3 protein-coding genes are annotated in these 8,395 nt (G+C 64.7%); all 3 read left to right on the forward strand.

Annotation, left to right across the window (positions count from 1 at the left end; all coding sequences use genetic code 11):
* Positions 1 to 22: 22 nt before the first annotated feature.
* On the forward strand, positions 23 to 5,557 hold the full coding sequence (locus tag QX108_RS30555; protein ID WP_409998570.1) for an RHS repeat domain-containing protein: 5,535 nt from the start codon (positions 23 to 25) through the stop codon (positions 5,555 to 5,557).
* Positions 5,554 to 6,036, forward strand: coding sequence for a hypothetical protein (locus QX108_RS30560; protein WP_315787200.1), 483 nt, complete (start codon positions 5,554 to 5,556; stop codon positions 6,034 to 6,036). The genes QX108_RS30555 and QX108_RS30560 overlap by 4 nt, the downstream gene beginning before the upstream one ends.
* A gap of 710 nt (positions 6,037 to 6,746) precedes the next feature.
* On the forward strand, positions 6,747 to 8,395 hold a 1,649-nt coding region (locus QX108_RS30565), incomplete at its 3' end, for a secretin N-terminal domain-containing protein (protein WP_315799629.1).

Consider the following 8,395-nt stretch of genomic DNA (forward strand, 5'->3'; position numbering starts at 1 on the left):
GTTGCAGGCCGAGGAATTGACCATGTTCAAGGCCGTGTCATTTCGTGTGTCGCGTTCAAGTCATTTCGCTGGTTTGAAGAGGCTGGCGCTCGCTCTGTTGATGAGTTCCGCCGTCCCGTCGGGCGCCGGCGCTGCGCAGATATTCCTCACCAGCGGCTCGACCTGGACGGTCCCGAGTGATTGGAACAGCGCGAACAACACCATCGAGGTCATCGGCGGCGGCGGCGGCGGCGCGGGGTCGAACGCGTCGACGGAAGGCGCCGGTGGCGGCGGCGGCGGTGGCTATTCGAAGATATCGAATCTCCCGTTGCAGCCGGGCGCATCCATCACGTACCGGGTTGGTCCTGGCGGCGCGGGCGGCAGCGCCGCGAATGCCGGTGCCGGCGGAGGTGACACCTACTTCAACGGGTCCGGAACGATCTGTCAGGCGCAGTCGGTCTGTGCCAAAGGCGGCGGCGCGGGCCTGAACAGCAGTGGGTTGAATGCGGCGGCCGGCGGCCAAGGCGGCGCGTTGGCCAACGGCATCGGGACCGTAAGATATTCAGGCGGCGCGGGTGGCAATTCGGGGACCAGCAGCAACGGCGGCGGCGGCGGCGGCGGAGCCGCGGGCCCGTTGGGGCATGGCGGCAATGGCGGCGCCTCCGGCCAGAACGGCTCGGGCGCCGGCGGCGGCGGCAACGGCGGCGGCGCGAGCGGTGTCGGCGCCGGCGCCGGCGGCAACAACAACTCCGGCGTCGGTGGAGGAACTGCAGGCTCCGTCGGAGCTCCGGGCGGCAATGGCAGTGGTGGCGGCGGCGGTGGGGCGGGCTACTGGAATGCAAGCGCCTGGGTCAATAATGCCGGCGGCAGCGGCAGCACCGGAACGGAGTGGGACGCCTCCCATGGTTCTGGAGGCGGTGGTGGCAGTGGGGCAGGCGGCGGCGGTGGCGCCGGTGCCGCGAACGGCGCAGCCGCGCTTTATGGCGCGGGCGGCCCCGGCGGCTCCGGCAACAACACCGCCGGTATGCCCGGTGCGTCCGGCATCATCGTCATAAACTACACGCCCGCTCCGCCGCCACCCTCATCGGCAACGCGGATTTATCTGACGAGCGGCTCGAGCTGGACGGTCCCGAGCGATTGGAACAGCGCGAACAATACCGTCGAGGTGATCGCCGGCGGTGGTGGCGGCGCCGGATCCAATGCCTCCTCCGAGGGAGCAGGCGGCGGTGGCGGCGGCGCCTATTCGAAGGCCGTCAACCTGTCGCTGCAACCTGGCGCGAGCGTCAGCTATCGGATCGGTCTTGGCGGCGCTGGCGGCGGCGCCGCCAATGCAGGCGCGGGCGGTGGTGACACGTATTTCAATGGCACTGGAACCACATGTCTGTGGCAGTCCGTCTGTGCCAAGGGCGGCAATGCCGGCTTGAACAGCAGCGGGCTGAACGCCGCCGCCGGCGGTGCCGGCGGTGCGCTGGCCAACGGCGTTGGCAGCGTCAGATATTCGGGTGGCGCCGGCGGTAACTCGGGCAGCAGCAGCAACGGCGGTGGCGGCGGTGGCGGCGCTGCGGGACCCAACGGTCATGGCGGCAACGGTGGCACCACCGGCCAAAACGGCTCGGGCGGCGGCGGCGGCGGCAATGGTGGCGGCACGAGCGGGGTCGGCGGCGGAGCTGGGGGCAACAACTATGTCGGAACCGGAGGCGGCAGTGCGGGCGCGGTCCGCGTTCCCGGCGGCGTCGGCAGCAATGGCGGCGGCGGCGGCGCCGGCTATTGGGACGCCAGCGCCTGGGTCAACAATGCGGGCGGGAGCGGCAGCACCGGCTCCGAATGGGATGCGACCCATGGCTCAGGTGGCGGCGGCGGCAGTGGCGCCGGCGGCGGCGGCGGTCCCGGCGCAGCGAACGGATCTGCGGGTCTCTACGGCGCCGGTGGTCCGGGCGGCTCCGGCGTCAGCTCGGTCGGCACGGCCGGCGCGCAGGGCATCATCGTCATCACCTACACGCCGTCGACCGGCTCAGGGGCAGGATCGACGCCGGTCGCCGACATCTACACGATCACCCGGACATCGTCGTTCTCCTACGACGCCGCTTCGGGCCTGCTGACCCAGGAAGTTGTCGAGCCGGATACCCCGGCGCTGCGGCTGCAGACGGACTATGTCTACGACGCCTTCGGCCACAAGCAGTCGGTGACCGTCAGCGGCGTCGATATCGTCAGCCGTTCGAGCTCAAGCACCTATGATGCACGGGGGCAGTTCGGCACGTCGAACACCAATGCGCTCGGGCAGAGCGAGAGCTTCCAATACGACCTGCGCTTCGGCCAGCCGACCAGTCACACCGGACCGAACGGGCTGACCACGACGTTCAGCTATGACGAGTTCGGACGCAAGATTCAGGTCGTGTCGCCGGACGGCACGCAGACTCGCTGGTCTTATCAGTTCTGCAGCGGCGTCAATGGCGGTACCGCGTCCTGCATCTCGGGTGCGAGCTATCTGGTCCAGCAGTTGTCCTATGCGGCCGACGGGGCGACGGTGATCGCCCCGCCGGCGACCATTTTCTATGACGCGCTGGAGCGCGAGATCGGGCGTCAGACTCAGGGCTTTGACGGCAGCATCGTCCAGGCCACCAAGGCCTACGATGCGCTCGGGCGCGTGACACAGACCAGCCGGCCCTATTTCGCCAACGGCGGTACGCCGCGCTATACGACCTTCACCTACGATACGCTGGGCCGGGTGGTGACGACGACGCAGCCAGACGGCAGCGTGTCGCAGGCGGCCTTTCATGGTCTCACGACCACTGAGACCAACGCGCTCAACCAGACGCGCACGACGGTCAAGAACAGCCAGGGCCAGGTGGTCTCTGTCACCGATGCGCTCGGCCAGACATTGACCGCCGCCTATGACGCGGTCGGCAACATGGTGCAGACCACGGATCCGGTCGGCAATGTCGTCACTGCCAGCTACGACATCAGGGGGCGCAAGATATCGAGTTCCGATCCGGATCTCGGCGTCTGGAGCTACACCTACAACACGCTGGGGCAGCTGACCACGCAGACCGACGCCAAGGGGCAGGTCGTCAGCATGAGCTACGACAAGCTGGGGCGGACGGTGCAGCGGGTCGAGCCAGACATGACCTCGGTCTGGGTCTACGACACGGCCGCCAACGGCATCGGCAAGCTGGCCTCGACCGGCATCACCTCGGGCTCCGGCAACGGCTTTGCCCGCAGCGTCAGCTATGACATCCTCGGCCGTCCGCTGCAGGTCGCGACCACGATCGACGGCGCGACCTACACGATGGGCGCGACCTACGACGCCAACAGCCGGCTGACCAAGGTCAGCTATCCCTCCGGCTTCACCGCGCGCTACGGCTATAACAGCCTCGGCTTCGCCAACCAGCTGCAGGACGATGCGAGCGGCCAGTCCTACTGGACGGCCTATGCGATGGATGCCGAGGGGCACCTCACCCAGCAGACCGCAGGCAATGGTTTGGTCACGACACGTGGCTTCGATCCGCTGACCGGATCGCTGATCAGCGTCGCCACCGGCGTCAACAGCACGGTGCAGAACCAGAGCTTCGGCTACGACCGGCTCGGCAATTTGACCTCGCGCAGCGATGCCAACACCAATGTCAGCGAGAGCTTCGTCTATGACGCGCTGAGCCGGCTGACGACGTCGACCACCAGCGTCAACACGGCGCCGCTGGTCAAGACGTTCGCCTACAGCCCGATCGGCAACATTCTGACCAAGTCGGATGTCGGCACCTACACCTATCCGGCGGCGGGGCAGCCGCGCCCCCACGCGGTCACCAGCGTCTCGGGCGGCACGATCAGCGCCACCTTCACCTATGATGCCAACGGCAACCAGACCTCCGGTCTCGGCCGCAGTATCGTCTACACTTCCTACAACAAGCCCGCGAGCATCACGCAGGGGGCGCGGACGATCTCCTTCGTCGACGACACCGACCACCAGCGCGTCAAGCAGGTGACACCGGAGGGCACGACGCTCTACATTGCCGCCTTTGGCGTCGCGGCCGAGGTGCAGAACCCCGGTACGATCACACAGAAATGGACCGACTATCTCCTGGTCGGCAACGCCAGGGTCGGCATGCGGGTTGCTCAGACCTCGGGCAGCAGCACGACGGTCACCACGCGCTACTTCCATACCGACCATCTCGGCTCGATCTCGGCGATCTCCGATCAGAACGGCCTTCTGGTCGAGCGGCTCAGCTACGACGCTTGGGGCAAGCGCCGCAATGTCGACGGCTCTGACGACACCACCGGCAGCATCACCAGCCAGACCACGCGCGGTTTCACCGACCACGAACAGCTGTCGGTGGGCGGCCTGATCCATATGAATGGGCGCGTCTACGATCCGCTGCTGGCACGCTTCACCAGCGCCGACACGGTCACTCAGTTTCCGTTCAGCACACAGGGCTGGAACCGCTATTCCTATGTCGGCAACGACCCGCTGACCTTCACCGATCCCAACGGCCACTGCATCCTCGGCTGCTTCTGGAATGCGATCGGCAAGGCGTTCAGCAGCGCTTGGCGTGCAGTCACCCACTTCTTCCAGACCAACGCGATTGCTCGGTCGATCCTGCAGATCGCGCTGACGATCGGCATGGGAGGGAGTCCGATCGCGGCTGGTTTGGCGGCGGCGATCGTGACCGGCCTGTCCGGTGGCAATCTGGGCGATATCATCAAAGCCGGCGCAATCGCGGCGATGTCGACATTCGCGTTCCAACAACTCGGTGGTGCCACGTTCGCTGGAACGCTCTCGTTTGGCAGCAAGGCGTTCAGTCCGGGACTCTATGCCGCGAATGTCGCGGGTAGCGCTGCGATCGGCTGCGCTTCCGCGGTAGTATCGGGGGCCTCGTGCGGCTCCGGGGCGGCAGCCGCAGCGGTGAGCGCAGCGTTCAATCCGCTGACGAACACACTATTTCCGAATGCTCAGACAGACATCGGCCAACGCATCGGTGGCACCATTGTTCAGGCCGCGGCTGGCGGTCTGGCCTCAGTTGCGGGCGGAGGGAAGTTCGCGAATGGTGCGGTTACTGCTGCGTTTCAGTACTTGGCTGCCAACGCAGCCCAAGACGCAAGAGGGTCTTCTTCAGAATCGCGTGTGAGTTCAGATCCTCGTATGCGGGCGATGGCGTTTGACCCGGCGGCGGCCGAAGCGGCCGACGCCAATGCCCTTCGGGAGGCTCTGCAAACGAATCCAGCTGAAACTATGTTGTCGGGCGCAGTCGGACTCGCGGTCGTCTTTGGCGTGCCAATTCTAGCGGCGGCGCCTTCCGCAGCTGCACCATTGCTTCCTGAATTTACGGAGGGAGTTGTCGGAAATTCGACGCTGGGGCGGTTCGAAATACTATCCTATTGGTTTGAAAGCGGTCAGGGAGAACGCGCCTATTTTGCAATTTATAACATGGCGCTGCACCCCGAAGGAGCGTATGAGCTATGGCGGATTGCTCAGGTGGCTGGTAACATGATGAGTAGAGTATCTACGTCAACCCAGGCAAATGCAGTTGGAAGCATTATCTCCTTGGCAAATACATTAGGACGTGTACCCCCGGGAGTAGGTAGATGATCTGGTTTCGTAAGAAGAGCGGATCGGTGAAAGACACTCAGCCGTTCGCTGACTTCATGTCTAGCGAAGGCTTGGCGTTAATCCGCAATGTGCCAAATGAACTCCCACCTCTCAAATCTGAGAGTATATCGTACATATTACTTCAAGTTCGTGATGATGCTCCCGAACAAGTCGAGCGTTATTTGTCCGGCGCCCTTCAACTTGTCCGTCAGCGCGGGGCCATCATTGAGAAGTCAATATCGTCTATTGTCCTCGTCGTTTTCGACTCTGCTTCGAGGACGAGGATGGGCGATCTTGAAGAGATGACTAAAGCATTTGGGGCTAACGTGAGGGCGATATACGGCTGCGGCGAGTTTTTGCGTGGTCCAATGAGCGTTGCAGGATTTATTTCATACGGGACGATTTTTTCTAGATTCAACGAGATGCTCACTGCGCTCCTTGAATTGGAGTTCGGCTCATCCGGCGAGTACAACAAATAGTCCCAATGGCTTTTTAGCTCAACGGGATTGCGGTGACGCTGCTGGACCGCATCCCTCGATTGAGACGCGATAGCTTCATTGACAGCGGGAGGAGTGTCATCTTCATTTTGCGCGAAGTCGGTTTCGAACTCATGGGTGGGATCGATATCTGAGCGCCGAGTGCAGGCGCTCTTGCTCGTAGATGCCGCCGATCAAGCTATTGATTCAATGCCTGGCGTCGCCGAGAGGCGGTGGCAGTGCCGGACTGCGCTCCCGCTCAAGTAAGACGCGATAATTTCTGCAGTGGCAGTGCTTTATGTTGCGCGAATGCGGTCTCGGACTCAAGGGGGGGCATCAATATCCGAGTGCCGCATGCTGCCGCTGCTTATTGAAAGCATGGGCGATGAAGCTGTTGACCGATTCCGGATTACGGTGACATTTAATTAGTTGATAGATCGATGCCGATGCTGCTCCGGCGTTTGTGGTGATCTGCGCGCAGGTGAGCTCTGAGCGAAATCTCGTTCGTAGAGATTGCAGCTTTTGATTGTGTATTGCGATGTTTGATGCAAATTCGTGCATCAAACCATGTGTATGACTCCCTCGCGTGTCCTGCCAGCAATATCTCTCTCTTTCAAAACCCTCTAGACTCTGCCTGTTAATTGTTAAGCGGCGCTGGCTGCATCGGGGTGGGGTAAATAGCAGTGCGTGGCGAGGCTTGCAGGCGTGGGTGGATGGCGCTTCCGATGGTGCTGGCGCTGTCGGCGTGCCAGACCGTGGAGGAGGGGACGTCGTCGTTCGCCTGGAGCACGGGTGCTGCGGAGGCGGGATCGGCGGCGCAGGCGCAGGCGGCGATGCGGTCGCCGGCTGGGAGTGCACGGGCCGGCCGGATCTCGGGCTCGCCGCTGCTCGACGACAACAGAGGCGGTCCTGCCACCGTGATGGCAGGCACCGGGCGGTTCGTCGGGGAGCCGCCGACCGGGGCCGTGCCGCGCGGGGCGGAGGATGTCGCTGACGGCGTCACCATCAATCTCGCCGGGGTGCCGGTGCCGCAGGCGGCGAAGACGGTGCTCGGGGATATTCTCGGGGTCAAATACACGGTCGATCCGGGGATCGAGGGGCGGGTCACGATCCAGATGCCGCGGCCGGTGGCGCGGGCGGCGGTCATCGATCTGTTCCAGGCGGCGCTGCGGGCCAACAATGCGGCTGTGGTCAACAATCGCGGCATCTATCGAATTGTGGCGGCGGATCAGACGGCGGTGTCGGCGGCGTATCGCACCGATGAGGCGGCGGATGGCGGCGAGATGGTCGGCAACGGGCTGCAGGTGGTGCAGCTGAAATATGTCTCGGCTTCCGAGATCCGGCGCGTGGTCGAGCCGATCGCGCCGCGCGGCGGGGTGGTGCGGGTCGACGATGCGCGCAACCTGATTACGCTCTCGGGCGATCGCCAGGAGATCGCGGCGATGATGGATGCGATCGCGCTGTTCGACGTCGACACCATGAAGGGCATGTCGTTCGCGCTGATCCCGGTCAAGACCTCGGCGCCCGACGCCATCGCGACCGAACTCAAGAGTGTGTTCGCCTCCGACCGCGACGGGCCGATGGCCGGCATGGTGCAGTTCGTGCCCAACAAGCGGCTGCGCTCGATCCTGGTGATCTCGCCGCAGCTTGCCTATCTGCGCCGCGCCGAGACCTGGATCCGCAAGCTCGACGCGCAGGCGCAAGGGGCGGAGAAGCAGCTCTTCACTTATGCCGTGCAGAACCGCCGCGCCCAGGAGCTGGTCGACGTGCTGCAGTCGATGTTCCCCACGGATACGCAGGCCGCGACGGCCGGGCGGCGCACCGTGGCGCCGAACTATCAGGAGGCGAGCGTGCAGTCGCAGCCGTCATCCTCCGGCGGCGGCATGTCCGGATCGTCGTCGCCGTCCTTCACCGGCGGGCTCGGCGCGTCCAGTGGCGGCTTCGGCGGCATGCGCAATGCGGCGCCGGCGGCTGCGGCGCCGAGCGTCATGCCGGCCGCGGCTCCGGCCGCACCCACCGGCCGCGACGGCGAGGCCGACGGGCCGCGGCTGCGGATCGTCGCCGACGAGGCCAAGAACGCGATCCTGATCGAGGCGGCCTCGGCCGACTACAAGCGCGTGCTGCAGGTGATCGAGCGGCTGGACCAGATGCCGAACCAGGTGCTGATCGAGGCGACCATCGCCGAGGTCACCCTGAACGACGAGCTGCGGTTCGGCGTGCAATGGTACATGCAGAAGCACAGCTCGAAATTCACCTTGACGGAGGCGGTCTCCGGCGCCGTCAGCTCGGTGTTTCCCGGCTTCTCCTACGCGCTGACAGCGGCCAACATCGCTGCCACGATCGACACCCTGAACCAGATCAC

This window comes from Bradyrhizobium sp. SZCCHNR1002, from assembly GCF_032381435.1.
In the GTDB taxonomy this organism is placed as follows: Bacteria; Pseudomonadota; Alphaproteobacteria; order Rhizobiales; family Xanthobacteraceae; genus Bradyrhizobium; species Bradyrhizobium aeschynomenes.

What these genes read in the sequence shown, in the direction of transcription:
- QX108_RS30560 (WP_315787200.1), top strand. Translation starts at nt 5,554, where the DNA reads ATGATCTGGTTTCGTAAGAAGAGCGGATCGGTGAAAGACACTCAGCCG.
- QX108_RS30555 (WP_409998570.1), top strand. Translation starts at nt 23, where the DNA reads ATGTTCAAGGCCGTGTCATTTCGTGTGTCGCGTTCAAGTCATTTCGCT.